Annotated in this window: 22 protein-coding genes and 4 pseudogenes; 11 read left to right on the top strand and 15 right to left on the bottom strand. The window is 58.6% G+C overall.

Features of this window, described 5'->3' with window-relative positions; all coding sequences use genetic code 11:
- Window positions 1-86: 86 nt before the first annotated feature.
- Entirely contained in the window at window positions 87-1,184 is a 1,098-nt protein-coding gene (locus LG409_RS17090; RefSeq protein WP_227407225.1) for an ISAs1 family transposase, read from the top strand.
- Here LG409_RS17090 and LG409_RS18745 read toward each other — a convergent pair.
- The 3 genes and pseudogenes from LG409_RS18745 to LG409_RS17100 all read right to left on the bottom strand — a co-directional run bounded on the left by LG409_RS18745 (window position 1,156) and on the right by LG409_RS17100 (window position 3,476).
- A complete protein-coding gene (locus LG409_RS18745; protein ID WP_446719086.1) occupies window positions 1,156-1,338 on the bottom strand; it encodes a transposase family protein in 183 nt (60 codons plus the stop codon). The two genes, LG409_RS17090 and LG409_RS18745, sit on opposite strands and share 29 nt — an antisense overlap.
- Window positions 1,333-1,446 (bottom strand): annotated as a pseudogene (locus LG409_RS18750) (hypothetical protein); the annotation flags it as partial. The gene LG409_RS18745 and the pseudogene LG409_RS18750, both read right to left, overlap by 6 nt.
- Window positions 1,447-1,586: 140 nt before the next feature.
- Window positions 1,587-3,476, bottom strand: a complete 1,890-nt coding sequence (locus tag LG409_RS17100; RefSeq protein ID WP_227407226.1) for an FAD-dependent monooxygenase — start codon at window positions 3,474-3,476, stop codon at window positions 1,587-1,589.
- Between the two features lie 239 nt (window positions 3,477-3,715).
- On the opposite strand from LG409_RS17100, the gene LG409_RS17105 reads away from it, so the two are divergent.
- The 5 genes and pseudogenes from LG409_RS17105 (at window position 3,716) to LG409_RS17125 (ending at window position 8,582) form a co-directional block, all read left to right on the top strand.
- Window positions 3,716-4,723, top strand: a complete 1,008-nt coding sequence (locus LG409_RS17105; RefSeq protein WP_227407227.1) for a TRAP transporter substrate-binding protein — start codon at window positions 3,716-3,718, stop codon at window positions 4,721-4,723.
- 58 nt (window positions 4,724-4,781) lie between these two features.
- A complete protein-coding gene (locus LG409_RS17110) occupies window positions 4,782-5,300 on the top strand; it encodes a TRAP transporter small permease (protein ID WP_227407228.1) in 519 nt (172 codons plus the stop codon).
- Window positions 5,301-5,304: 4 nt separating this feature from the next.
- Window positions 5,305-6,564 (top strand): TRAP transporter large permease, encoded by a 1,260-nt coding sequence (locus tag LG409_RS17115; protein ID WP_227407229.1) that lies wholly within the window; start codon window positions 5,305-5,307, stop codon window positions 6,562-6,564.
- Window positions 6,565-6,652: 88 nt separating this feature from the next.
- A complete protein-coding gene (locus LG409_RS17120) occupies window positions 6,653-7,126 on the top strand; it encodes a MarR family winged helix-turn-helix transcriptional regulator (RefSeq protein ID WP_227407230.1) in 474 nt (157 codons plus the stop codon).
- Between the two features lie 94 nt (window positions 7,127-7,220).
- Window positions 7,221-8,582 (top strand): annotated as a pseudogene (locus LG409_RS17125) (IS1380 family transposase).
- A gap of 215 nt (window positions 8,583-8,797) precedes the next feature.
- Here LG409_RS17125 and LG409_RS17130 read toward each other — a convergent pair.
- Window positions 8,798-9,241 carry a hypothetical protein gene (locus LG409_RS17130; RefSeq protein WP_227407231.1) on the bottom strand — a complete coding sequence of 148 codons (444 nt, stop codon included), beginning with the start codon at window positions 9,239-9,241 and terminating at the stop codon, window positions 8,798-8,800.
- A gap of 468 nt (window positions 9,242-9,709) precedes the next feature.
- On the opposite strand from LG409_RS17130, the gene LG409_RS17135 reads away from it, so the two are divergent.
- The 4 genes from LG409_RS17135 (at window position 9,710) to LG409_RS17150 (ending at window position 13,232) form a co-directional block, all read left to right on the top strand.
- Window positions 9,710-10,660, top strand: a complete 951-nt coding sequence (locus LG409_RS17135; RefSeq protein WP_227407232.1) for a PDR/VanB family oxidoreductase — start codon at window positions 9,710-9,712, stop codon at window positions 10,658-10,660.
- A 28-nt stretch (window positions 10,661-10,688) separates the two neighbouring features.
- Window positions 10,689-11,870: a Gfo/Idh/MocA family oxidoreductase gene (locus LG409_RS17140; RefSeq protein WP_227407233.1), complete on the top strand. Its 1,182-nt coding sequence runs from the start codon at window positions 10,689-10,691 to the stop codon at window positions 11,868-11,870.
- A 65-nt stretch (window positions 11,871-11,935) separates the two neighbouring features.
- Window positions 11,936-12,421: a MarR family winged helix-turn-helix transcriptional regulator gene (locus LG409_RS17145; protein ID WP_086508639.1), complete on the top strand. Its 486-nt coding sequence runs from the start codon at window positions 11,936-11,938 to the stop codon at window positions 12,419-12,421.
- A 46-nt stretch (window positions 12,422-12,467) separates the two neighbouring features.
- Window positions 12,468-13,232, top strand: coding sequence for a class II aldolase/adducin family protein (locus tag LG409_RS17150; RefSeq protein WP_227407234.1), 765 nt, complete (start codon window positions 12,468-12,470; stop codon window positions 13,230-13,232).
- A 93-nt stretch (window positions 13,233-13,325) separates the two neighbouring features.
- Here LG409_RS17150 and nadC read toward each other — a convergent pair whose 3' ends face one another.
- From nadC to ltrA, 8 genes and pseudogenes are all read right to left on the bottom strand, one after another.
- Window positions 13,326-14,174, bottom strand: a complete 849-nt coding sequence (gene nadC, locus LG409_RS17155; RefSeq protein ID WP_227407235.1) for a carboxylating nicotinate-nucleotide diphosphorylase — start codon at window positions 14,172-14,174, stop codon at window positions 13,326-13,328.
- Window positions 14,175-14,204: 30 nt separating this feature from the next.
- Window positions 14,205-15,101 (bottom strand): DMT family transporter, encoded by an 897-nt coding sequence (locus LG409_RS17160; protein WP_227407236.1) that lies wholly within the window; start codon window positions 15,099-15,101, stop codon window positions 14,205-14,207.
- An 84-nt stretch (window positions 15,102-15,185) separates the two neighbouring features.
- Window positions 15,186-17,036 carry a TRAP transporter permease gene (locus LG409_RS17165; RefSeq protein ID WP_227407237.1) on the bottom strand — a complete coding sequence of 617 codons (1,851 nt, stop codon included), beginning with the start codon at window positions 17,034-17,036 and terminating at the stop codon, window positions 15,186-15,188.
- Between the two features lie 102 nt (window positions 17,037-17,138).
- Entirely contained in the window at window positions 17,139-18,137 is a 999-nt protein-coding gene (locus LG409_RS17170) for a TAXI family TRAP transporter solute-binding subunit (RefSeq protein WP_227407238.1), read from the bottom strand.
- 103 nt (window positions 18,138-18,240) lie between these two features.
- Window positions 18,241-19,233: an ABC transporter substrate-binding protein gene (locus tag LG409_RS17175; RefSeq protein WP_227407239.1), complete on the bottom strand. Its 993-nt coding sequence runs from the start codon at window positions 19,231-19,233 to the stop codon at window positions 18,241-18,243.
- Between the two features lie 98 nt (window positions 19,234-19,331).
- On the bottom strand, window positions 19,332-20,627 hold the full coding sequence (locus LG409_RS17180) for a Rieske 2Fe-2S domain-containing protein (RefSeq protein ID WP_227407240.1): 1,296 nt from the start codon (window positions 20,625-20,627) through the stop codon (window positions 19,332-19,334).
- 180 nt (window positions 20,628-20,807) lie between these two features.
- Window positions 20,808-21,041: pseudogene (locus LG409_RS17185) on the bottom strand (integrase core domain-containing protein); the annotation flags it as partial.
- 74 nt (window positions 21,042-21,115) lie between these two features.
- Window positions 21,116-22,426 (bottom strand): group II intron reverse transcriptase/maturase, encoded by a 1,311-nt coding sequence (gene ltrA, locus LG409_RS17190; RefSeq protein ID WP_227407241.1) that lies wholly within the window; start codon window positions 22,424-22,426, stop codon window positions 21,116-21,118.
- A gap of 257 nt (window positions 22,427-22,683) precedes the next feature.
- On the opposite strand from ltrA, the pseudogene LG409_RS17195 reads away from it, so the two are divergent.
- Window positions 22,684-23,378, top strand: a pseudogene (locus LG409_RS17195) (IS3 family transposase); the annotation flags it as partial.
- Between the two features lie 137 nt (window positions 23,379-23,515).
- On the opposite strand, the gene LG409_RS17200 reads toward LG409_RS17195, so the two are convergent.
- The 3 genes from LG409_RS17200 to LG409_RS17210 form a co-directional block, all read right to left on the bottom strand.
- Window positions 23,516-24,515 (bottom strand): IS5 family transposase gene (locus LG409_RS17200; RefSeq protein ID WP_227407242.1). Its coding sequence is split into 2 segments (ribosomal slippage): window positions 23,516-23,806 and window positions 23,808-24,515, totalling 999 coding nucleotides; the frame shifts between segments, so codons are not numbered across the junction.
- A gap of 393 nt (window positions 24,516-24,908) precedes the next feature.
- Window positions 24,909-25,355 (bottom strand): type II 3-dehydroquinate dehydratase, encoded by a 447-nt coding sequence (gene aroQ, locus LG409_RS17205; RefSeq protein WP_227407243.1) that lies wholly within the window; start codon window positions 25,353-25,355, stop codon window positions 24,909-24,911.
- On the bottom strand, window positions 25,352-25,690 hold the full coding sequence (locus LG409_RS17210; protein ID WP_227408147.1) for a hypothetical protein: 339 nt from the start codon (window positions 25,688-25,690) through the stop codon (window positions 25,352-25,354). Before LG409_RS17210 ends, aroQ begins: the two co-directional genes overlap by 4 nt.
- Between the last annotated feature and the right edge of the window lie 18 nt (window positions 25,691-25,708).

A 25,708-nucleotide genomic window follows, 5' to 3' on the forward strand; every position in this document is an offset into this window, starting at 1 on the left:
AGTTAGATGGGCCGTCGTTCATAGACACTCCGCAGCATTATAGGCATTCTGGCGGGCATCTCTTCTGAGCCGGCCCAAGGAGCGATATGGCACCTGTACCTGTCACCAGCTGCTTTTCTGATCTGCCCGACCCCAGGGACTCCAACGCTCGTCACAAGCTGGATGAAGTCCTGCTCATCGCCCTATGCGCGGTGCTCTGTGGGGCTGAGGACTGCTCAGATATGGCGCTGTTCGGGCGGTCCAAAGAACCTTTCCTGCGCCGCTTCCTGACGCTGCCTCATGGCATCCCCAGCCATGACACCTTCAGCCGGATCTTCCGCCACCTGGACCCTGGTGCCTTCCATGATCATTTCCTCACCTTCATGTCTCGTTTTGCCGAGCAGGTGGAAGGGGTCGTGGCCGTCGACGGCAAGACGCTGCGGCGCTCCTATGACCGCGCTGACGCCCAGTCACCTCTCCACCTGGTCAACCTGTGGGCGGCTGACCAGCGCCAGGTGCTGGGTCAGCGCGCCGTCGATGAAAAATCCAACGAGATCACAGCGGTACCAGAGCTGCTCAAGCTGTTATCGCTCTCTGGCGTCACAGTGACCGCCGATGCCATGCACTGCCAGCGGGCCCTGTCCCAGCAGATTACGGAGGAAGGCGGACACTATGCTCTGGCGGTCAAGGACAATCAGAGGGTGTTGTTCGATGACGTTCGGTTCATGATGGAGACAGCAGGCGCCGGTGAGACCCACGTTGACAGTGGCCATGGCCGTGTCGAGTCACGCCAGGCAACGGTGATCACCGATATTGACTGGCTGCAAGGCGCCCATCAGTGGCCGGGCCTGAAGGCCGTGGGGCGCATCACTCGCCGTCGGGAGCTGGCTGACAAGGTCAGTGAAGATGTCGCTTACTATCTCCTGAGTGACGTAGTGTCCCCGGAGCGGCTTGTTGAAGTGACCCGCCAGCATTGGGGCATCGAGAATCGTCTCCACTGGGTGCTGGACATCACCATGCAGGAATACCAGAGCCGCAACCGCCGGGGCCATGGCCTTGAGAACCTGGCCCTGCTGCGCCGACTGGCGCTCAACGTGGCCAAGCTGGAGCCTTCCAAAGGGTCCATGAAAGGCAAGCGCAAGCAAGCTGGCTGGAATGACGACTACCTGCTGAGCCTCATTCGTCAGTTCGCTCAACTGCGATAGCCCTGCAGTGCAGGCCTGTCAGTTGCGCCACATGCTTGACGGGCAGTAGAGAGAGCAACACTTCCAGGTGTTGCTGTAGACGCTTTGTCATTCGAGCGTGTGGCGCCAGCCAGGTCAGCGACTCCCGAGCCACGCCACAGCGGTGGCAGCGCACTCGACGTAACGGGACGCTCAGCCAGACCTGAAACTCAAACAGGTCCCGGTCCCTGATCGCCCGTATGGTCGTGTCATGAATCTGTTCGCAGGATGCGCCGCACTTCGAGCAGCGGGCAGGCGCTCCGGATCAGCAGCGAGCTCAACCAGGCACCGAGAATCGGACAGGCGGATAAAAAAAGTCCGGAGCATGCGGGGCGTGCTCCGGGCTGACAAGCAGACCACCAGGCGGCGATGCCGCCCCGCGGCTCAGTCGGCTTCTACCATGAAGCGGGAGAAGAACTCAGTCAGCGCCTCGAAGCCGTCCAGCGGCAGCACCAGGGAGACGTACTGGTCGGGCCGCACCACCACCAGAGCGCCGACACCGCGGTCGATGCCGCGCTGATCGAAGATGTCTCGATCGGTGCCCGGCACCGGCGCATGGACTTTCTGGTAGTCCTGGAGCCCCAGGGCCCCCTTGTGGGGCTTGAGGACGTCGTGCATGTCGGCCCAGTCCACCTTGAGGTAGGACTGCTGGATGATGCCGTGGAGATCGAAGACCGCGTCCGGATCGGCTCCTTTCGGGGTGAAGCGACGGATCGGCGAGGCGTCGCTGGCCAGGAAGTCCATCAGCGCCTTGAAGCGCGAGCCCGGGCTTCTCGGGTCGACCATGTCCGCGAAGGCGTAGAGCCGCCAGCGGCCGTCGGCGCGATGGACGTGGCCGAGGTGGATCTGCTTGGCATCGCCGAGCCGGATGACCTCGGCGGAATGGAAGCGGCGCCCGGGCGGGAAACCGGTGGCCAGCTCGAGGTGGCTGTCGTCACCGGTGAGCAAGGCCGGCGTGTAGTGGGTGGCGAACCCGGCGGTGAACTCGCTGTTGGTGACGAACTGGCGCTGCACCTCGGCCAGCCCCTTCATGGCGGCCTCGGGGTCGTCGACGTCCTGAGCGGCGCCGATCGCCCGGGACCAGCGGGTATCCATCTCGATCAGGTTTTCCGCGATGACATGGCGCTCGGCGTTGTAGGTGTGCAGCAGGCTGGCCGGGCTGCGCCCCTCGAGCACCGAGATCAGCTTCCAGCCGAGGTTGAAGGTGTCCTGCATCGACACGTTCATGCCCTGGCCGGCCTTGGCCGTGTGGGTGTGGCAGGCGTCGCCGGCGATGAAGACCCGCGGCGTGCGGCTCTCCATCTGCTCGTCGTCGACGTCATCGAACTTGTCGGTGACCCGGTGGCCGACCCGGTAGACGGAGAACCAGGCGGTCTCCTTCACCTCGAAGGTGTAGGGCGCCAGCACCGCCTGGGCCTTGGCCAGCACCTCCTCCTTGGTCAGCCAGGCCTCCGGGGCGATGTTGCCCATGTCGACGTAGAGCCGGACCATGTAGCCGCCCTCGCGGGGGATCAGCAGGATGTTGCCCGCCTCGGCGGACTGGATGGTGCACTTGAAGCGGATGTCCGGGAAGTCGGTCACCGCCAGGACATCCATCACACCCCACGCCTTGTCCTCGCCGTGGCCCTGGGGCACGCGGCCGATGGAGTCGCGCACCACGCTATGGGCGCCGTCGCAGCCGACCACGTAGCGGGCGCGCACGGTCTTCTCACCCTCCGCCGTCCTGAGGGTCACCGCGACGCGCTCGCCGGGGGCCTCGGACACCTCCACGCTGAGGGTCTCGTGGTCGTAGTCGACCTTCAGGCGGCTCGGGGAGTTGTACATGTACTCCAGCAGGAAGTCGAGCAGGCGCGCCTGGTTGACGATCACATGGGGGAACTCGGAGAGGCCGTCGCGCACATCCTGCACGCGGCCGAGCCGGGTGATCCATGACGTGTCGCCGGGGGCCGGGCCCCAGAAGTGGGTCTCGTTGACCCAGTAGGCCTCGGTGGTCATCCGCTCGGCCAGGCCAAAGGCCTCGAACATCTCCACCGTGCGGCAGGCGATCCCGTCGGCGCGCCCGACCTCGAGGGGCCCGTCGGCCTTCTCCACCACGCGGGTGACGATCCCCGGAAAGGTCGACAGCTGGGCGGCCAGCAACAGCCCGGCGGGGCCGGTGCCGACGATGAGCACGTCCACCTCTTCCGGCAGCGGACCCTGCTCCTCGCTGCGCCCTTCGGCCAGGGGTTGAATTCGCGGGTCGCCGCTGCGGTAACCGTCGAGGAAGTACTGCATCGTTTCGCTCCATCCCGTGCGCTACGGGTCATCGTTGTTGGGGGTCGATCAGGGGATCGAGGCTTTCGGCGGCAGCCATCTGCCATTGCGACATTCGTCAGTATTGTGATTGGTTTCGCGGCGAACAACCCGACTTTCGGATAATTGATCATCTGTGTGATGATCACAATACTGACGCATATCAAAAAGCGACCACCCCTCTGTCAACCGATCCCTGACCATCGACAAGCGAGCCGACAATGACAACCACCGCACGCCAAACCGTTCGTCGCCCCCTAGCCCTGACGCTGTTCTCGGCCTCCCTGCTGGCCGCCAGCGCGCCGGCGCTGGCCAAGGAGCTGCGCCTGGGGATGATCACCCCGCCCCAGCACATCTGGAGCCAGAGCGCCGAGCAGTTTGCCGAGGCCGTGGCCGAGCGCAGCGACGGCGAGCTGACCATCGCCCTCTTCCCCGCCGGCCAGCTGGGTGACGAGTCCGCGATGTTCTCCCAGATGGAGACCGGCCTGCTCGACATGGGCATCATGACCGCGGCGCTGACCAGCCAGCGCGAACCCTCCATGGTCGGCTGGTTCACCCCCTTCCTGTTCAGCAGCGTGGAAGAGGCGGCCAAGGCCACCGAGACCGAGGCCGCCCGGCAGATGCTGGCCAACCTGGAGAGCAAGGGGCTGCACGCCTTCGGCTACGCCTTCGCCGGCATGCGCCACATCCTGATGCGCGACACCCGCGTCGAAGGCGTGGACGATGTCGCCCGCAAGAACATGCGCATCATCCCCTTCGCCGCGATGAACGCCTGGTGGCGAGCCATGGATGCCCGCCCTACCCCCATCAGCCTGCCGGACGTCTACCAGGCGCTGCAGAACCGCATGCTCGACGGCGTGGATATCGATCTGGACGCCCTAGTGGGCTCCGGCTTCTACGAGGTCGCCGAGCACCTGACACTGACCAGCCATATGGCCTTCCCCGCCGTCTCGGTGATGAGCCAGGCGACGCGAGCCTCCCTCTCCGACGAGCAGCGTCAGATCATCGACGAGGCCATGGAAGAGGCCCTGGCCTGGGGCATCGAGGCTCAGATCGAGGCCGAGCAGCGCAACCTCGCCACTCTCCAGGAGGCCATCGATGTCTTCATTCTCGAGGATGCCGAGAGCGTCTTCGCCCCGGCCAACCAGGCCTTCGCGGAGCGCTTCGGCGACCATCCGCTGATCCAGGCCTTCCAGCAGCAGTCCGCCGAGCTGCTTGACGCCGAATAAGGCCTGTCGGGGCGCCCAGGCGCCCCGTACCAGAAGCCCGTACCGGAAGAGACTCCCCATGAACACCCGACACGACACCTGGCTGAGCCGGGCCAGCCACGGGCTGGCCCGGGTCGAGCAGTTTCTCTGCAGCCTGCTGATTACCGCCTTCGGCGCGGTGCTGATCGCCAATATCTTCGCCCGCTACGTGCTCAACAGCCCGCTCTACTTCGCCAACGAGCTGGCGGTCTACATCCTGATCTGGATGGCCTTTCTGGCCACCTCCATCGCGATCCATCACGACCAGCACGTGCGCCTGACCATGCTGGTGGGCCTGCTGCCCGCACCGGCTCAGCGGGTCTGCTACCGACTGACCGAATTGGTCTGCCTAGCGATCCTGGCGGTGATGCTCTGGTACTCCATCGGCTGGCTGCGCTCGCCCTCGGTCGCCTTCGATATCGCCATCACACTCGACTGGCCCAAGTGGCACTTCTACCTGATAGTGCCGATCTTCTGTGCCACCTCCATTTTCCACCTCATCTCCAGGCTGCCGGACCGCTCACGCACGGTCTTCACCCTGGCCAACGACGAGGAGTGACCCCGTGACCCTGGCCGCCTTTCTGCTCTTCATGCTGCTCGGCATGCCCATCGCCTTCGTGCTGCTGGCCTCGACCTTCACCTTCATCTTCACCTCCGGCAACTACCGCCTGCTCGACAACCTGCCCCAGGTGATCTTCGGCTCCCTGGAGGTGTTCGACCTGCTGGCGATCCCGCTCTTCATTCTTCTGGGGGAGATCATGAACGAGGGGGGCATTACCCGCCGGATCATCCTCGCGGCTCGCGCCTGGTTCGCTTGGATCCCCCACAGCATCGCCTATGTCTCCCTCACCTCGAACCTGATGCTGGCCTCCATCATGGGCTCGGCCACGGCGCAGATCGCCATCATGAGCCGGGTCATGACCCCGGAGATGGAGCGCGATGGCTACGACAAGGGCTTCGCCGCCGCCCTCACCGCAGGCAGCGGCCTGCTGGGACCGATCATCCCGCCCTCCATGGTCTTCATCATCTACGGCGTGATCGCCCAGGTCTCGATCGGGGCTATGTTCCTGGGCGGTATCCTTCCCGGCCTGGTGCTCTTCCTGCTGATCAGCGGCCTGATCGCGCTGATGGCCGGGCGGGCGAAGAGGCGGGACACCGGCAACAAGCAGCGGATCCCGCTGTGGGGTGCCACCCGGGGCGCCCTGCTGACCCTAGCCATCCCTGTGGTCATCGTCGGCGGCATCGCCTTCGGCGTCGTCACTCCCACCGAGTCGGCGGCGGCGGCGACCCTGATGGCGCTGATCATCGGCGGCCTGGTGTTCCGCGAGCTGAAGTGGGGGCAGCTCCCCGGGGTGCTCCAGCGGACGGCGCGCAACACCGCCATCGTGCTGTTCCTGATCGCCGCGGCCAAGGCCTTCGGCTGGGTGCTGGTCTACAACCAGATTCCCCAGCAGGTGGCGGGGCTGATGCAGGGTGCCACCGAGAGCCCGCTGGTCTTCATGCTGCTGGTCTTCGTGATGCTGATCGTGGTGGGCATGGTGCTCGACGGCATCGCCGCCCTGATCATCCTGGTACCGATCCTGCTGCCGGTGGCCCAGCAGAGCTACGGCATCGACCCCATCCACTTCGGCATCGTCACCTGCATGACCCTGAGCCTGGGGCTGCTGACGCCGCCGGTGGGCGCCGGCCTCTACGTCGCCTCGGCGATCAGCGATGTCAGTCTGCCGCGCATCACCAGATGGATCATGCCCTTCGTGCTGGCGGCCTGCCTGGTGATCCTGGTGACCATCTTCAACCCTTGGCTGGTCAGCGTCTTCCGCTGATGCCACCCGCCGGCCTGGCCCGGCGGGTGCCCGAACTCCCTGACTCTGCTAAGTTAGCGCCCTGTCCACCCTCGAGTAGAACCTGACCATGACCGCAGCCCCCTTCTCGGAAGCCAGCCAGTTTCCCGGCAACCTGCTCCGGCGCTGCCATCAGATCAGCGTGGCGATCTTCCTGCGCAAGTGCGAGATCCATCAGCTGACTCAGCTGCAGTACATCATCCTCTGTGCGCTGGAGGAGCATAGCTCCATCGACCAGATCACCCTGGGCGGCCATACGGCCCTGGACCGCAACACCGTGGCCGTGGTGGTCCGCAAGCTGGAAGAGCGTGGCCTAGTGACTCGCCAGCGTAACCCCGAGGATCGCCGCGCCATGCTGGTGACCCTGACTAGGGAAGGGGAGCGCCTGCGCCACGCCGCCGAACCCTCCGTCGCCGAGGTGCAGGAAGAGATCCTTGCCCCTCTGGAGGCGGATGAGCGCGACACCCTGTGCCGGCTGCTGCAGACCCTGGCCGACGAGAACAACCACCTGAGCCGAGTGCCGGTGCGCCAGGCGGTACAATAAATCCTGAATCCGTGAGACCAGCCCCCAGAAATGTTTCTAACCAACTGATCCGCATGGCAATATAGCGGATATCGCCATTCACCCAGACAGTGCCATGCCCAACATAAAGTTCCGCGCCAGTCGCCGCACCCTCACCAGCCACGCCGGGCTGTCCATCATCGGGCAATGCTTCGAGATCGCTGGCGTCGACAGCATCGACAGCCGCTTCCCCACCACGCTGGGCATGCGCACCAGTGACGTGATCAAGAGCTACCTGGGCCTGCTGTGTCTGGGCATGAGCGACTATGACGCTGTCGAGAACTTCCGCCGCGACAAGCCCTTCCAACAACTGCTGACCCTGCAGAAGGTGCCGAGCGCGGCGACGCTGCGACAGCGGCTGGAGAAACTTGCCGCCAACGACCTGCAGGCGCGCACCGCCACCTGGTCCACGACCCTGCTGTCACTGATCGAAGCACCGATCACCGCCGAGACGACGCACGTCTGCCTGGACATCGACACCTTCGTCATGGACAACAGCAACTCGAAGAAGGAAGGCGTCTCGCGGACCTACCAGAAGGTCGATGGCTACACCCCGATCGCCGCCTATCTGGGCAACGAAGGGTGGTGCCTGGGTCTGGAACTGCGGCCTGGCAAGCAGCACACCATGAAGGAGAGCAACGTCTTCCTGGAGCGGGTACTGCCTCGCGCCCAATGCCTGACCAGGCAACCGATCCTGTTACGCGAGGACAGCGGCTTCGACAGCCAGGCGCACCTGGCGCTTCTCGAACAGCAACGCCAGGTCTTTGCCGACGAGGGGCGCCGGCTCGACTATGTCGTCAAATGGAACCCGCGGGGCTCGGCCACGGCTGATCGAGATACCTGGCTGGCGGTGGCGGCGGACTACTGGGAAGAGCTGCGTCCTGGCAAGCGCCAGGCGCTGTGGCCGCAGACCGTCTCGATCCACGACGACAACAAGACCGAATACGTCGTCCAACGCGTGATGCGCCTGGTAGAGCGCACCGCCGATCGCGATGGCCAGTTGCTGCTCGAACCGGACTATGAGTTGGAAGGCTGGTGGACCAGCCTGGACGAGGCGCCGGAGGCGGTGATCAAGCGCTACCAGGCGCATGCCACCCATGAGCAGTTTCACAGCGAGATCAAGACCGATCTCGACCTGGAGCGCTTGCCGTCCGGCAAGTTCGCCACCAACGATCTGATCCTGCATCTCGCCCAGTTGGCCTACAACATCCTGCGCCTGATGGGACAGCTGGGCATGACCGGCGAGCTGAGCCCGGTTCGCCACCCGGCCAAGCGGCGCCGGCTGCGCACCGTGCTACAAGAGTTGGTGCACCGTGCGGCGCTCGTGATTCACAAGGCGCGCTAGATCGTCCTCGACTTCGGGCAGGATATCGGGCGCATGACGGTGCTCAAGACGCTGCGGAGCCGACTGCGCTATCCGCAAGGAACGCCATGCTGATTGCCTGTCGGACAAAGGCACCACGCAGAGGGCTGACGGATACCGGCAGCCAGTATCACCGTGTCCGGCGGGTAGAAATGCATGTCAAAATGGGCTGCTCTCGCCGGTCGGCGTCGCCATGGTTGGCCCTCCCCGGTATGCGTTCAGCGGTTGAGACGGAATCGGAGGTCAAAAAGTGCTCGCTGGCGGTGATAGGGGAAGTGTCGGCGCTGACTTCACGGAATCAGGACCTTACCTAACCTTTCAAAAAATTTGGTACTGGGACAGAAATTTCGAGCCTCCGCGACAGAAGCTCCTGAACGCATGGACTTCCAGCAGATACCAACTACCGGACAGTTATTGCAAGCTTCTTCCAAGGCTTCAAGCTGAGACGGCTCTGTGTTTGAAAAGTCATTCCTCGACACCCCAAACCGACTCATCATCACCGGCATCAGCGTTTCGGCTGGTATCAAACCCCAGCGGCCACCACTGCTCAGCTGCCTCGCCACTTCTTGCTCGAAATCGGCTTCAAGTTCGAAGCCAGCATCCTGAATCAGCTTCCGATAGGTTTCAGTAGATCCCTCCTGTATATCGAGGACCACTTTCGAGAGAGAACTTTTATAGAAAAAATCCGAAACCCTTTGCATGCCAGCCACCAAACAATCGATACGGATATTCATGATGTCCCATCCTCCAGGTTGGTAAATCAGTGCAAAAAAACGCACGCTGCAAAATGCTTTCACATCTAACTATCATAGGGCGACACGAGATATTTTCTTTGACACAGGTCATTTTCTCTCTCAAGGAATAACCGACGACTTCAACCCGGTGACCTCTCCTCAGATAGCCATTGACAGCAACCCACGCTCAACACGGGATTTATACTTCGTTGACATACTGGACCGGCGGCACACAACCCAGCGGACCTACGCCCTCCTCGCCTCCATCTCCTCCCGGCCATGCCAGCCCTCTCCACAGTCAGGTTGACAGCGTACCGAGCCACAACAGGCGGCACCCACCCTATACGACCAAAGTCGCAACCCCATGCCTTGCATTGTCGCCAGGAAAATGCTTAGATTTAGAAGTATATTCAGCCACATGACAAGAAAGGTGGGTATCCAATGGCCAGCCCCTCCAACGAACTCCCCATGAGCGAACTGCTCGTCTCCGCACTGGACGCGATCGCAGATGGTATCTACCGCATAGAGCTCGTTGATCCCAATGGCGACGATCTTCCCGAATTCACACCTGGCGCTCATGTGTGCATCGAAACTCCCAGCGGCCAGGTGAGACATTACTCGCTGTGCAACGATCCCGACGAGCAGGATCGGTATGTCATTGCGGTCAAGCGCGAGGAGGAAGGCACCGGCGGATCGAGGAGCCTGGTTGACGAAACCCGTGTGGGCGATCGCCTGAAGGTATCGGCGCCGCGCAACGACTTCGAGCTGACAGGCAACCCCGCTCGCTACATCTTCATCGCCGGCGGAATCGGCATCACCCCGATTCTCTCGATGATTCATCACCTGCAGGCAACGGGGGGGAAACCCTTCAAGCTCTATTATTTGACGCGCGAGCCGTCGCAAACCGCCTTTCTTGAGGAACTCAGCGCCCCCGAGTACCGAGGCAAGGTGGTGATCCATCATGATCATGGCGATCCCGATAATTCCTATGACCTGTGGCCAGTCCTTGAGCAGCCCAAGGGAGCCCACATCTACTGTTGCGGCCCCCGGGGACTGATGGAGGCGGTTCGCGACATGACCGGTCATTGGACACCCTCCAGCGTGCACTTCGAGGACTTCGGCGGGAGCCAATCGGCCAGCACAACAGAGGACACCCCCTTCACCGTACGCCTCCACAAGACCGGTGAGGCGATTCCGGTGCCGGCAGGCGTATCGATCCTCGAGGCATTGAGAGTGAACGGCCATCATGTGCCCTATTCCTGCGAAAGTGGCACCTGCGGCTCCTGTCGAACACGGCTACTGGAAGGCGAGGCCGAGCATCGTGATCTGGTTTTGTCAGAAGCCGAGAGACAGGACCACATCATGGTCTGTGTGTCACGTGCACGCTCGAAGGAACTGATCATCGACCTAACGGAATAATCTGTTGCTTAACCACGGAGTGCTCACGATGCCAGTACCCCGCTTGAAACTCGGCATTGCCGGTCTAGGACGTGGCTTCATGCTGCTCTTGCCTACCCTCGCGGCCCATCCTGGTATTCGCTTAGTGGCTGCGGCCGATCCGCGAGAGGAGGCTCGTCGGCAGTTTAGAGCCGATTTCGACGCGAGAACCTATGCCGAGGTCAGCGACCTGTGCGCCGATCCTGACGTGGAAGCGGTATATGTCGCTACTCCCCACCAATTTCATCGCGAGCATGTCGAACTGGCGGCGACACATGGCAAGCATGTATTGGTCGAGAAGCCGATGGCACTCTCCCTTGAGGATTGCCAGGCCATGATCGATGCCATGCGCCGTGCCGGGCGCTGGCTGGTCGTCGGACACAGCCATAGCTTTGATGCGCCCTATCTACGCACTCGCGAGATGATCGACAGCCAAGACTTCGGCGCGGTGCGCATGATCAGCGCACTCAACTACACCGACTTCCTCTATCGCCCCCGCCGTCCGGAAGAGCTGGATACCTCGCAGGGTGGCGGTGTGGTGTTCAGCCAGGCTGCTCATCAGGTCGATATCGTGCGCCTGCTCGGCGGCGGGAATGTCAAGAGCGTGCGGGCCGCCACTGGAGGCTGGGATCCTGCACGCCCCACGGAAGGCGCCTATAGTGCGCTACTCACCTTCAATAACGGTGTCTTTGCCAACATGACCTACAGCGGATTCGCGCATTTCGATAGCGATGAACTCTGCGGATGGTCAGGCGAACTAGGCCAGCCGCGAGATCCCGACCAGTACGGCACTGCCAGGGCGAAGCTGGCGAAGATTCAAGGCCCCGAAGAGGAGGCCGCTCTCAAGAATACGCGCACCTATGGCGCCGGCCTGTCCCTGGCCAATAGCCAACCACAAGACTCGGCACACAATCATTTTGGCTTCATCCTCGTTTCCTGCGATGGTGCCGACCTTCGTCCCCTACCGCACGGGGTACAGGTCTATGCTCATACTCGCCGCTATCTGGAAACATTGCCGTCACCGGAGATCCCGAGGCGTGAAGTCCTGGATGAACTGATAGGTGCCATACGCCATGACCGCCCCCCCATTCACACCGGCGAATGGGGCATGGCCACGATGGAAGTCTGTTTGGCACTGCTTGAATCCGCACGACATGGACATGAAGTCACGCTATCTCACCAGCAGGCATGACTGAACTGGTGTGTTATAATAAAACGTTGGAATAGGGCAATATTGCTTTCTTGGAGGACGTCACGATGCCCCGTACCAACAATCGGGAAACGCAAACGGTTCTTCGTCATTGGCAAGAGGATGTACCGGACGATCGCCTGGCCCACTTGATACGCGATGCAGGCCGAGTTCTGACAAAGAGCCTACAGACACGCTTGGCAGAGCACTCGGTAAGCTTCGGTCACTGGTCGTTTCTGCGCATCCTCTGGGTAACGGAAGGATTGACGCAACGCGAGCTCAGTGAACAGGCTGGACTGATGGAGCCCACGACCTTTACCGCCCTGAAAGCAATGGAGGCCAAAGGCCTGATCGAACGCCGACAACTCAATGGTAACCGCAAGAACATACATATCTATCTTACGGAAAAAGGGCGTAATCTCAAGAAAACCCTGATCCCACTTGCTGAGGAAGTCAATGATATTGCCGTGCAAGGTGTCGAATGTGAAGATCTCCGAGTGACGCGGCGCACCTTGCTCAAGATCATCAGCAACCTGGCCGAGGCTAACGAATAATTTCTGATCACGACCACTTACACACTCACCACCCTATGGAATAGCGATGAATACCAATAATTCGACCTCAGTTACGGCCACCCAAAGCACAGAAGATCTATTGAGGGACCTCGTAGATGCTAACCATATCCTTTTTAATGAAGGCGTACTCGATGCCTTCGGACATGTCAGCATCCGGCACCCGGAAAATACCGAACGGTTTCTGCTGGCGCGGAACATGGCACCCGGGCTCGTCACGTTGGACGATATCCTGACATTCGATCTCGATGGCACCCCCATCGATGCCGATGGCCGGCCCGTCTATCTTGAGCGCTTCATTCATGGAGAGATCTACCGTGCACGACCGGATGTCATGGCGGTTGTACATAGCCATTCTCCTTCCGTCGTCCCCTTCAGTGCCGTCAAGTCAACTCCTTTGCGGCCAATGTGCCATATGAGCGGCTTCTTGGGTGCTGGTGCGCCGATCTTCGAGATCCGGGACACAGCAGGCACGGCGACTGACCTGCTGATCCGGGATCGTTCGCTGGGGGCTTCACTTGCCGACTCCCTGGGAAACGACAATGTCGTACTGATGCGTGGGCATGGCGCGACGGTCGCCGGGCCAACCTTGAAGCAAGCGGTCTACCGAGCCATCTATGTCGAAGTGAATGCACGGCTTCAAGCTGATGCACTGCGACTTGGCCCCATCGAGTACCTTACCCTCGAGGAGGCACGCTCAGCCAGGGAGACGACCGAGGGGCAGGTGGAAAGGCCCTGGCAACTTTGGAAAATGCGGGCACGCCAGGCTCAAGCCTACCTTGGAGGAGTTTGAGGCCTTGGTACATCGGAGATACCTCCAACTGCCGACACCATGCTTGATATTCGAGTGACGTCGGCAGTCCCGTAGGCCTCTCGCCCTTTCCTTTCACATCGATAGATGCATCGACAGATCGATCGCCTTGAGGTCCTTGGTCAGGGTGCCAAGGGAGATGTAGTCCACTCCTGTCCTTGCGATATCGATCAAGGCGGCCTCCGTGATGCCTCCAGAGGCCTCAAGCACCACGCGCCCTGCTGCTAAGCGGACTGCCGTACGCATGTCCTCTATCCCAAAGTTATCCAACATGATAATATCGGGCCTCGCCTCGAGTGCTTGCTCAAATTCCTCCAGGTTCTCGACTTCTATTTCGATCGGCTTGTCGGGCGCCAGACGCCTTGCTTCGTCTATCGCCATCGCGATACCCCCACAAGCTGCAATATGATTCTCCTTGATAAGATACGCATCGTACAAGCCCATGCGGTGACTATGGCAGCCTCCGCAACCCACCGCATATTTCTGAGCTAAACGTAATCCTGGCAGCGTCTTCCTGGTATCCAGAAGCTTAACCGATGTCCCCTCGATCAATTTATAATAAAACCAGCTACGAGTTGCTGTGCCCGAGAGAGTCTGCAGATAGTTGAGTGCCGTTCGCTCCCCTGCCAGAAGCGATCTAGCATTTCCAATAATTTGGCAGATCTGTTGACCATCCTCTACCCGGTCACCATCCATGACGCTCCAGTTGACACTTACCTGCGGGTCAATTTGATTAAAAACCTCATCAACCCAGTCAGCACCACAAACTACAGCTTGCTCCTTTACTGTAATGGCAGCCTTGCCAATGCAATCAGCTGGCACTAATTTAGCAGTGACGTCTCCGCTACCAATATCTTCCATTAATGCAGCAGCAACGCTCCGCCGCATGTCAGTATGAAGTTTTTTCCTATCCAGTTGATACATGTTTCACGCTCATCTATGAAGTTTATTTATTCAAGATACCCCAAAATACAGTATCAAGCCAACACCTAAAACGGTAAAAATGGTACCGAGTACAACCCACCTATTGAAGACCTCTTCGTTTCGCATGAACAGCCCTGTAATAAGCAACACAAAAAAAGGGGTCGTCGAGGCCAAGGGGGCGACAATGGAAACCCTACCTACTTGTAGCGCCATATACAGAAGCACAGGACCAAGGCTAGAAAAAACACCAGCGACTATAAATATTAAAAGTTCTGCAGGCCTACACCCGAATGCACCAGCAGGCCTGTAAATCACCAGATAGAGAGCAAACAACAGCCAAGAAGTGGATGTTGTTACCGCTGCTGCAGTGACTGCGTCCGTGCCAATATCAATACCGATCTTTCTGAACAAGACTGATACACCGTAAGCTAGTGATGCAGCCAATGGAAACAAAAGATATGATTTCGGAGCTATAGCACAACTCATGGAGCCCTGCCCGCTCTGTAAGCCAAGAAGCATACTTCCAGCGAGCACCAGTATAATTCCGAAAAAGATTTGCACATCCAGTATTTCACCCAGGAAAATAGCTGCCAGTAATACAGTGAAAACCGGATGTGTCAATGTAATAGGGGTGGTGATATTAGCACCCAACCTGGCCATGCCCTGAAACTGAAAAAGCCGCCCAAGCAAAGGTGCAAACATACCAGCGAGCGCGAAATATTTCCACTCCTCTGAAGGCGAAATACTACCTTTCTCCCTCAGCAAACTCCATGCCCAGAGAAATACCACGTTGGTGGTGAGGGTTACCCATAAGGCAGCAAGGGATGATGCGCTCTTGCCAGCCATCTTGACGAGAATAAATGTGACAGCAAACATCAGCGACGACGCTAAAGAAAACAAGATAGGGATGGCTTGCGAACTCGTCATTTTGACCTCACATAAAAAGAGACAGGGTGAATATTGAAACCCTGTCTCCATGAGCCGATAAACCCAAAAGCGAACTTTACATCATCATACGGCCACCCTTTTTTTATGTAGTCGTAGGTGAGGTGTTGCCATTATGGCCAAGGCAACACATATGGTGGCGATCACTATAGCCCACCAACTTGGCATGATAAAAAGCAGACCGGCCAGGCCAAAGCCAACTCTCGGAAGAACCTTAGTCAGCTTCTGGCGCCAGAAGCCTTCTACCGCGACACTAAGCAATAGCACGCCCACCACTGCAGAAATGCAAGAAATGGCGATGTCTATCCAGCTACCTTCCAGCAGCAAGCCCTCACCATGCACGAATGCAAACGGCACGATGAAGGCCGTAATGGCCAGCCTCACTGCCCCAGTAGCAATTTCCAGGGGCTTGGCATCGGCGATCGCCGAGGCAGCGAATGCCGCTACGGCAACTGGTGGCGTCATGGCTGAGAGCACGGCAAAATACAGGATGAACATGTTCGCCTGGAGGACACTTAAATCCATGCTCAGCAGAGTGGGCCCGACCAGTACAGCCGCCAAGATGAAGGCTGAGGGTGTCGGCATTCCCATTCCCAGAATGATAGCGATCATGGCAGAAATGATCAGCGCAATAAACGCGCTATCACCAGCGAACATAAAGACGAGTTCGGCAAATTTTCCTCCCAGCCCTGTCATGGAAATTCCGCCTATCACCAGTCCAGCCGCCGCGCAGGCTGCCACGACGGACACCATACGCAGCGTGGTAACAGCCAAGGCGTCCCAGATCGCTTTGAGACTCATCCGAGTCGAAGGTCGAATTGCAGATACAAGTAGAACCGAGACAGTAGCAATCACCGCCACATAAGTCGGAGAGTAACCCATCACCAGAGCCACTGACAAGGTTACCAATGGAAGAATAAACAAGCCGCCGTTCTTAAGCGTTTCTTGGAGGCGCGGCGTTTCATCCTCCGAGAGCCCTCTCAGGCCGAGTTTCTGTGACCGCAAATGCACCTGAAAATAAACGCAAAGGAAATAAAGTAGCGCCGGAACAATGCCGGCAATTACGATATCGCGATATTCGATTCCAGTATATTCCGCCATGATAAATGCTGCTGACCCCATCACTGGAGGCAAAAGGCTTCCCCCCGTTGATGCAGCTACTTCAACACTGCCCGATAGCGGCTTGCTGTATCCAAGACGCTGCATGATAGGGATGGTAACGGAGCCCGTTGTGACCACATCGGAGGTAGGACTACCTGACATGGTACCATAAAGGCCAGATGAAATGACGGCGATCTTAGCCGGGCCTCCAGGCTTTCTGCCAGCAATAGCCGACGACAAATTATAGAAAAACTCGGCCCCACCCGCTTTTGACAGAAAGGTTCCGAACATCACGAACAGGAAGGCATAAGTCGCCGCCACCCTAAGCGGCACCCCGAACAATCCATCCGAGGTAAACATCATAATATCAAGGAAGTGATTGTAGCTGACCTCCCTGAAGCCAAATGCACCCGGGAGGGAGTGACCCCAAAGATTGTAGGCGACAAAGACCAACACTACACTGGTAAGACCAAAACCCACGGTGCGACGAGTCGCTTCAATAGTCAGCGCCAAAAGCACACTAGCCGCTAGCAAGTCCGGCGTCTCCAGTGGATCGAATAGGGTGATCCGCTCGGCTATCCTCTGGCTTTCCATAAAGAAATAGGCACCGACGATGATGCTGGCTACGACAAAGCACCAGTCGATCAGGCTGGGGCGATCCTGTCGCCCCTTGGGCCCAGCACTAACATTGATAAACAAAAGAGCCAACATAGCGGATAGAAAGACGACCATCATGACATAAAGATCAATGTATGTGATAGTCGTCGTATAAATGACCGCTAGCGCCACAAGGGCAGCGCATCCATGCACTGCCATACCCAACATCCCTGTCAGGTTCCTCCTGGAGCCGGTCCCCGTTAGCAGAAATAAGACATGACTCATAATTAAGCCTCTTGGGTGAATCATTATTTTAATAATTTATCGTAACCCTGCTTCGCTTAGATAACGTGCGGCGCCATCATGATACGGCACAACTTCAACAGAAGCCATGATTTCCGGTGTCAAAGGTCTCATTGCAGAGTGAACACGAGCAATCTTTTCATAGTTTTCATAAAATGCTTTTGTTAAATCATATGCCATTTCCTCATCCATGTCGCTTCGCACAGCCAAGGCAGCACTAACCGTCACAGTCTGGGTGTCGCCTGGCGCCCATTCATAAGCGCCACCAGGGATAACGAATGGGTTAGTGCCGGTCCTCTCCGCTACAGTATTGATAGTTTCATCAGCCAGTGACAACAGTTTCAAATCAACGCTTGACGCAGCCTGCATGATGGAAGCCTGCCCGACGAAAAGGCTGTTCAAGAACATATCAATCCGGCGATCCTGGATCAGGCTAGTCTGCTCACCTGATGCTGCATAGATGATATCACCTCCCCAGCTCTTGAGTTCATCCGGCCCAGCCCCAATGGTTTCCAACATGACTTCGGCAACATTAGATGCGATATTTCCTCGCCTATTTATGGCTATGGTAAGTGGCGCCTCGACTTCAGAAATATCCTCAAAGCTTTTAATCCCATACCTCTCAGCGACAGACTCCCTTATGACAGCTTGCATAGGAGACCAAGTATAGAGATAAGCAAGCACTCTGATGTCGTCATTTACTGGCTCACGAAACGGTGATTCACCATCACGAGCCAGTTGCAATACAGAATCCTCAATAATGGCAAGGTTTGCATCATCGCGCTGCAGGATAGCAACGTTGGCAACACCTCCGCCTGATGTTTGGTAAGTAACAGTCGAGCCCGGAAAGTTTTCTTTCAGGGCACTGTCTAGACCCGCACCGAGTAACGACCACAGTCCACCTGGGGATGCGCCAGAGACAGTCATGTTATAGCTTTGAGCTGAAGCGACATTCATCATCAGCCCAGGAGCAACAAGGGCCATAGCCATCAAAGACTTCTTGATTGTTTTTTTCATTTGCTTACCTTTTGTACTGGTGTCGTCATTGTTTCCACAGGGAATTGCTTGTTTTTTTAAATATGTCGCTGTGCAACGAAAACAATCTTCGTATAAACGGATTTTAGATCTTGAAGCTTTCCAGCGTGGCGGGATGGAACAGTTCCTCCGGCTTCATGAGCCGCCGGGAAAGTCCCTCCGCATGGTGTTGCTCAAGAAACCTCTCCAGCGTTTGTCGATTGGGAGAAAATCCATAGGACCAGAAATCCTCACCCATCAGGCGCCGAGCGGCTTGGAGCTGGTCCTCGACGAACGGAAGTGTCACCTTGGTTGCTGAGGTATCACTGAGCTTCGCCAGTGCGTTAGCCTTGGATTGCTCGAATGCTTTGTAGACGGAGAACGGTAGCCAGGGATGGCGCTCTACAAGCGTCTTACGAATACCCAGCAGATGCATGATGGGGAAGATGCCGGTTCGCCGATACCAGTCCGAGGCTGCCTGTTGAGGATCACGGTAGAGGTACCCCACATGAGGATGCCCCTGCATGAAACAGGACGGCGCTCGAGGCCCCATTACCGCATCCAACTCGCCGGAGGCCAGCATACCTGAGAGCGTTTCCCCTTCGGGAATATTCTCCACTCTAACTCCTTCGGGGAGATCGAGGTTGATTTTCTCGACCCGGCCTGGCTCCTCGTAACCGCCACGCATCCAGGTCACATCACGGGGCTGGAGGCCATGATCCTCCTCGAGGAACAAACGGGCCCAGACATTGGCAGTCAACTGATACTCGGGGACTCCAATGCGCTTGCCCCGCAGGTCGGCCGGCGATTCGATGCCGCGATCGGTACGAATATAGATCGAGGTATGGCGGAAGGCGCGTGAGGGGAACACCGGCACGCCGATATAGGGGCAACTCCCCGCCGCCGTCTTCACCGTGTAACTGCTTAGCGACAACTCGGTGATGTCGAAGTCGGCATGTCGGAAGGCACGAAAGAAGATCTCTTCCGGATCATGCAGCATGAACACCGGGTCCACACCATCGATCTGTACCTCACCGTCGATCAAGGGGCGCATGCGGTCATAATTACCCACCGCAATGGAAAGTTCGAGCTTGTTCATCAGGGTTCCTGTGTTGTGATCAGAGAGTCGCCATGCTGGGAGGCGAGCACGCCTCCCACGCAAAGTTATGACCGTACCGCTGAGCGGGTGTCATGAACTCATTCTTCTACGTAATACTCTGCCTCTTCCGGAGCGGTACCCAATTGACGCCAATCCTCTTCTTTGGGTACGATACCCTGGAAGGACTTGAGCTTATAATGCGGAATCCGCGGCTCCTTAGTGCCAATGGCTGGCCCTCCTTGCTGCATGGTCTTGGCAGCCTGCACCATCTGGCGACGGAATTCGACGATCGCCAGGTCACTCGCACCGAGACGATCATGGGTACGATCAGCAATCGGGCCCATGGTTTCCCACATCGCGATGTCCTGATTGGGGATGCCCTTGATCCCGGTGAAACTTGTACCGAGTTGCATGATGCGGCGATCCTGCCAATAGTTGTTTTCGCGGGTGCGGAACTTGCGGAAGTGCTCGTCGACATCGATCCCGATCTGCGTGCCGAGGAACTTACGCCAGGACTCTGTATCAGGCGTGGTACTCGCGTCGCCCCATGCGATGAAGTGGAACGCTGTATGGGTGTCATCGATCGGCACGTGCAGGATCGCGATATCGTAGAGGTTGTTGGGTGGAATCTGTACGGTGTAGGGGGCGATGAACAGCGTGGTGCGCACGTAATCATGCGTCTTGGCGTCCTTGATCGGACGACGTATCGCGGCATAGCGAAAACCGAATGGCGTGGGCTGCACCTGCAGACGCGGTGCTTTGTCCGTGGACGGGCGTAGCCAGAGCTTGTCGGTGGCCTCGGCACCATCCTTGCGGGCCGGCACCATGTCGGTGGAATGCAGGCTCGAGGAGTGGGCCGAGTCGATGGCGCCCTCGAGGATCTGGGCCCAGTTGCAATCGACAATCACCTTAGAGATGGACACCTTGGTTTCCGGCGTCGGCTGGAACACTGGCGGCATGAACTCCGGCTGCTCCTCGGGAGGCCCCATATAGACCCAGACAAAACCAGCCGCCTCATGGGTGGGGTACGCCTTGTGCTTGACCTTCTCGGTCATCTTCGATTCGGGTGGTTCGGAAGCCATCTCCAGGACATTGCCCTCGACATCCATCTTCCAGCCATGGTACAGGCAGCGAAGACCACACTCCTCGTTACGACCCAGCACCAACGACGCGCGCCGATGCGGGCACATCTCGTCCAGCACCCCTACGCGCCCTTCGGTATCGCGGAAAGCCACCAGATCCTCACCGAGCAGCCGAACCCGCACCGGATCACCGTCCGGCTCCTCGATTTCCTCGGATAGGCAAGCAGGCAGCCAGTGACGACGCATAATCTGCCCCATGGGCGCATCACCTTCAACACGGCACAGCAGGTCGTTCTCTTCTTGTGTCAGCATAAGGCACGGTCTCCGTTTTCAAGGGTAGTGAGCTACATGAGCAGCTCTCGCCGATAAATTTAGATATCTAACTTACATGCCTAACCATAGCGCCTCGATCGGCCATGTCAAACAAACTAAAGTCGCATCCTCGTGGATCGGACACCGCGATGCTCACGTAGCCCCTCCCTCCAGCTGCACCTAGCTGTGTAAACCCATCAGGTTGTTCACGGAAAGGCCAAGCCGGCTAACCGGAGGGTGATAGTCCAGTCTGGCATGCGGCCGATGCCAGTTGTACTGATGAAGCCAGGCAGGCAGGTGCCTGCCTCGTTCTTCCGAGCTGCCGTAGGAGCGAGCGTAGGCCCACTCACGTAGCACCGTCTGGATGAACCGCTCTGCCTTGCCATTGGTGCGTGGACTTAGTCGGGTAGACCGGGCGATTGCTCGACCCGGCCCCCCACAGATCCGAGCATGCACGATTAGCGCACTCGGCTCCTCAATCACCAGTTTCACTGAAGGCTCAGCACTGCTGCATGATCCGCGCAGCAGGTAGGGGCAGCAGCTGAAACAGCTGGTCCGCTTTTGCCCACGAGAAGTACGCTCGTTGGGATCGGCGTCTCAGCCACTTCACCCACACCAGCCGCACTCGGTAGAGAAACAGCTGGAGGGATCGAATGTTGCCCCCTGATGCCGTAGTAGGCGTAGTGCCCCTGTACTTTCCGCCTCAGCAGCCTGTGCTGCTCTCGGGTCGGCAGGTGTCGACTCCAGCGACACCAAAGAGCAATCCGCTTGAGTCCTCGCCGAAACCTGTCCTTCGCCGTCTTACGCTTGATAATCAGGCGTCCGCGACGTGACTTTCCCCAATAGTGGGTAAAGCCCAGGAAGTCGAAGGTCTCAGCGCGCTGCCCCGATTGCGGCCGGAACCGCACCAACCGGGTCCTGGTCGGGTGCAGGGTGAGTCCGTAGCGGGCGAAACGCTTGGGCAGCACCTCCAGCACCTTGCGGGCGTCGGCTTCTGTATTGAACGCCAGGACAGCATCATCGGCAAACCGCACCTGGAATGCTCGCCCTTGAAGTCGTGGCTTGACGCCCTTCTCGAACCACTCGTCCAGCACATAGTGCAGGTAGATATTCGCCAGCAACGGGGATACCACACCCCCTTGTGGACTTCCCATCTCCCCTTTCTGCCATTGTCCGGCTTCCAATACCCCGGCCTTGAGCCACTTGCCGATCAGGCGGAGGACCACACCGTCCTTCACTCGTTGCTGCAGAAAGTCTCGCAGGTGCTGATGGTCGATCGTGTCGAAGAAGGCTTTGATGTCCAGGTCAATGACCCAGCCACCTCTCATCGACGATAGCCCTTCCCACACCGCCTTGACGGCCTGATGCGCTGAGCGGCCCGGCCGGAAACCATATGAGCAATCCAGAAAGTCATGCTCGTAGAGGGGTTCCAGAAAAGCCACCACAACACGCTGCAGGACCTTGTCTTCGAAGGTGGGGATGCCGATCGGCCGCGTGGTGCGACCATCTCCCTTGGGAATATGGACGCGCCGTACCGGCGGTGCCTTGTAGCGACCGTGCCTGGCTTCCTCCAGCAACCGCTGGATGTTGGCCTCGAAGTTGCGCACGAAGTCGTCCGCCGTCTGGCCATCAATCCCGAGCGCACCGTCATGGCGCGTCATCAGGTAGGCCGTCTTCAGCCACTGGGCATCGATATAGTGCGCCAGTGACGTGAAGGCACGCTGCGGGAAGCGTTCTGCCAGCGCTGCTATCCGCAATTGTTTCGTGGACATGACCTCAGGTTCCTGTGCACCTGCCATGTTTCCCTCTTGCGGTTCTGATGATTGATCGCCCCTTCCCTCCAACGGGTCCCGTCGAGCCGGTTCCCCGCCTTCCTCGGTACTATGAACGACTCCGACTCCCGCCTTTCCTTCCGGTCGGCTCCTGGTGGTCACCTGACCGTACCCCCCTGAGTGCCTGCTGTTCGCTTCCGACGCCGCCAGGCACGACTGTAGTGGTTCAATAAAACCGGACACCAACGTAGGTGGTAATATTGCCACCAGAAGCGAGGTGTCTGATGACCAAGAAACGACGTACTTTTTCTCCTGAATTCAAGCAGGAAGCAGCTTGCCTGGTGTTGGACCAAGGCTACACCACTCTCGAAGCATGCCGGTCGCTCGGTGTGGGTGAGACAGCTCTACGACGCTGGGTACAACAGCTGAAAGATGAACGTGAAGGCATCACCCCAAAGGGCAAAGCCTTAACCCCCGAGCAGCGCCGGATTCAGGAACTGGAAGCCCGTTGCAAACGGCTTGAAATGGAGAAAGAGATACTAAAAAAGGCTACCGCTCTCTTGATGTCGGACGACATGAATCGTACGCGCTGATAGACCAGTTGAGTGAGCAAATGCCTGTTGAAATGGTCTGTAACGCGTTTGATATTAGCCGCTCCAGTTACTACGAGTACCGCCAGCGGCGGCACCGTGTGGATGTTGAGCGTCTGGCCTTAAAAGCTCAGGTAAGCCGCCTTTTCAAAAAGAGTCGCTGCTCAGCGGGCAGCCGCTCAGTCAAGAGGCTGCTCAGCGAAGAAGGCATCACCATCGGCCGCTTCAAGGTTCGGCGTTTGATGAGCGAAATGGGGTTGATCTGCAAGCAGCCAGGCCCTCATGCTTACAAGCAGGCGACGGTTGAGCGGCCTGATATTGCGAATCATCTTGGCCGCAAATTTACACCAGACCAGCCCAATCAGGTCTGGTGTGGTGACATCACTTATGGAACCGCTGATCAATTCGTCTCTGAGCGACTGAAGCGCTCAGGGCGACACATTCACCGCCGTCAACGGTCACTTTCTGGCCACGGAAGGTGGCCTTTTTACCCTGGCAGCCGGGTTATCCGGCTGCCAGGCCAGATTCAAGACACACTGGCCCCGTCAGCATGGCCCTGGCATCGTCCAGCCAGCACCAAATTGCCGAGGGCGAACAGGGTGAACAGCTGCGCCTGGTTCCTGGCCAGCCCCTTGTAGCGCACCTTCCGGTAGCCGAAGAGGTTCTTGATGACATGAAACGGGTGCTCGACCTTGGCGCTGCTGCTGGCCTTGGCCTTCTCGATCGCCAGCAGCAGCGCTTTCATGGGACTGTCTTCCATCTTCTTGATGGGGCCGCGCTTGGCGGCAACACAGCAGCGGGAGTCCGGGGCATCCTTACTCTTCGTCCAGGTACTTCCACATGCCGGTGTAGCCCGCGTCGCCGTATACCCGCTTGTCATCCTCCCGGACCAGAGCGCCGGCCATGGTGACATCGGCGACGTTGGCCGACGTGGCGGCGACACTGTGGGTCAGTCCGGTGACCGCATCGACACCGATATGGGCCTTCATGCCGAAGTAATACTGCTTGCCCTTCCGGGTCTGCTTCATCTCCGGATCGCGCTGCTTGGCCTTGTTCCTGGTGGAGGGGGCCGCCGCCACAATGGTCGCGTCGACGATGGTGCCCTCGCGCATGAACAGGCCCTGCTCGGCCAGGTGGGCGTTGATTTCCTCGAAGATCCGCTGGGTCAGGGCATGCTGCTCCAGCAGGTGACGGAAGCGCAGCAGCGTGGTCGCGTCCGGCACACTCTCAATGGCCAGATCGATACCGATGAAGTCACGCATCGCCTGGCTGTCGTAGATGGCATCCTCCAGCGCTTCATCGGCCAGGGCATACCACTGCTGCAGAAAGTAGATGCGTAGCATGCGCTCCAGGCCAATGGGTGGTCGGCCTCGCTTGCCCACTGAATTCGGGAAGTAGGACGGCGACAGTGCTGCGATCAGCCGTTGCCACGGCACCAGCTTCTCCATCCTGGCAAGAAACCGCTCGCGGCGGGTGACCTTCTTCTTGTTCTGGTGCTCAGCCTGGGCGAATGAGATCTGTTTCATCGGAGTGGCTCTGTCAGCGGGTGTTGGACGACAGGTCAGATTTTACCTCGTCGGTGGCTATGAGGCAGCTCCGACGGGATTTATGCAGCGTTTCCTTAAAAATCGGATCAAAGTACTCATTTACAGCGTGTAAACTCCGTTTTTTCACCGATTTTCGCCTTGTCTGTTCTTCGATCGCCGACTTTTCAGGCAGTGCCTAGGGGGGGCAGCACTGCGGCCATGCTGGTAGCCACGGTGGCTTCCTTTTTTTACCCTTAGCCTCATTCTCTGGCTGGTCAGCCTTACCCCCTGGCTGGCTTTTTGAGAGTGCCAATGAATTGCTCTTCGTGAAGGTCAGAGCCGCCCTTGCAGGAAGCGGCTCGTCATCAAAGCGCGATATGGCTCCCGCGAGTGTTACTGGTCGGCGGCTTTCATCACCGCGTCCAGGGCCGCCTGGTAGCCTTGGGTACCCAGCCCGGCAATCACACCATCGGCCCGCAGCGAGACATAGGAGTGGTGGCGAAAGCGTTCACGCTTGTGCACATTGGAAATGTGCACTTCAATCACCGTGCCCTCGAAGGCATTCAAGGCATCCAGGATAGCCACAGAGGTATGGGTGTAAGCGGCAGGATTGATAATGATCGCCTGGGTGCCATCGAGACGTGCAGCGTGGATGGCATCGATCAGGGCGCCCTCGTGATTGCTCTGCAGGCAGTCCAGCGTCCATCCCGCCATCACGGCTTTTTCACGCAGCGCGTTATTAACGTCTTCCAGCGTCTCGTAGCCGTAGATTTCCGGCTGCCGGGTGCCCAGCAAATTCAGGTTGGGCCCATGCAGGACAAGCACTTTAGCCTGGCTCATGCATCATTCTCCTTCAGCAATTGGCGGCGATAGTGGGCAAATAGCGTGGCCGATTGCTGCGCTGCTGCCTCGCGTTTGGCGTCATCTTCACAAAAAAACTTGAAGGCGTCGACGCCTTGAAAGACGAACAGGCTGACACCGCTCACCACCGCAGCACCGACCTGCTTCGCCGCCGCAACAAACTCGGTGACGGCGGGCACGTACACCGCGTCAAAGATCCAATGGCATGCCTCTACCAACTCGGCGGGCAGCTTGTGCAATTCTTTATTGAGACGGTGGGGGCACCGCCTGATAAAGCCACTGGTTGGGGGCAACTGCTCGTCAGACAAGGCCATGCCGCAAAGCACACCGTC

Origin of the sequence: Halomonas sp. NyZ770 (genome assembly GCF_020616575.1) — a bacterium.
GTDB lineage: Bacteria > Pseudomonadota > Gammaproteobacteria > Pseudomonadales > Halomonadaceae > Vreelandella > Vreelandella hamiltonii.